This window comes from Leptospira adleri (genome assembly GCF_002811985.1).
Taxonomy (GTDB): domain Bacteria; phylum Spirochaetota; class Leptospiria; order Leptospirales; family Leptospiraceae; genus Leptospira; species Leptospira adleri.
This window is the reverse complement of sequence record NZ_NPDU01000157.1, coordinates 1-1,220: the sequence shown is the minus strand read 5'-3', so window position 1 is coordinate 1,220 and position 1,220 is coordinate 1. Positions and strand designations below refer to the sequence as shown.

The following is a 1,220-nucleotide window of genomic DNA, read 5'->3' as shown; positions in this document are numbered from 1 at the left end:
ACCTACTCCCTACATTCCACAATTTCTCACCCTTTTTCTCACCAACAAGCTTCTCTAATCCATACACTCTCAAACCCTTAAGAGCAGAATACTCATTGAGATAAAGAACACTATTCTCAGGTCGCATATAACTGTAAGAAGCTAAGAAAGAATACTTGATACTTCTCTGAGTTCCTTCAGCACACTGTGAATGAATTCCATCCTTTGACCAACGATTCCTTCCCCAGACATTCCGTTTCGTATCAATAGCTCTAAGAGAATGATTCACTTGGCGAAAGTTTACATTGTATCTTTCCATCCAAGGAAATCCTTCATCCGCAAATAAAGGAACATCCTCTGGTAGAAAATCAAACAGTGGTTGAAGTGATTTCTGCTTTTGATCAGGAACAGATGAAAGAATAACTGGACCACCTTTGATCGCAAGAGTGTGAACTAAAGTTCCAATCTGATACTTTCCACGTTCTTCAGCGACTGAATCCGTTAAATAGATAGAAGCAGTCTGACCTTTGTGCTTAAATCTCTTTCGATATCCATTCGCCCTTTGAGAAGCTGAGAATAACGCTAACGTATCCGTATGAACAACTGGCTTCCCTTTGATAAAAGGCTTTAAATCACCTGATTCTGGCAGTTTTTTACCCTTCCAAGCTTTCTTTAGATCCTTGACCATCTCTCTTTTAATTGAAGGTATCAAATCACTTAAAAAGATCTGTAGCCTGCGTTTGAGTAAAGTTCCAGTGTTTTTAGAGACAGATAACTTTCTACAAATAGCAGATGCTGATAACCCAAGTGGAAACAGTTCAATCGATTCGACTAGGAGATACGAGAACACCCACAACGGTAATTTTAAATGTTCTAAAGGTGTATCTTTAGTAAGAGATACTTGGCCATTGCATTTAGAACAACGAAGAACATTCTCTCTAGTTGAAATACCCTTTGTAAGAGGAACTTTGCAGGTAGGACAACTCTTAGGATAACATTGGTTGATGAGATTCTTAGTTAAGTCTGTATAATAGTAGAGATTGAGATGAGGGAACTTTGAGTTAAAACGATCTTTAGCTGTGAGTTTAGAGGTTAGATTATTAGGTTTTAATGTGTTGGGATCGTGGGTGAGTAAGAATCCTTTTTTACATGGAACAGTGGGCAAGAACGTGGGACCCAAGACATTCCGGAGGAATGGATGGGTTCCGCTTTTTGCAGGGTGTGGAATGTAAGAAAAGGAT

At 38.9% G+C, this 1,220-nt stretch carries 1 pseudogene; it reads right to left on the bottom strand.

Annotated features, from left to right (window positions below):
- Positions 1 to 1,144: pseudogene (locus CH376_RS24715) on the bottom strand (hypothetical protein); the annotation flags it as partial.
- Between the last annotated feature and the right edge of the window lie 76 nt (positions 1,145 to 1,220).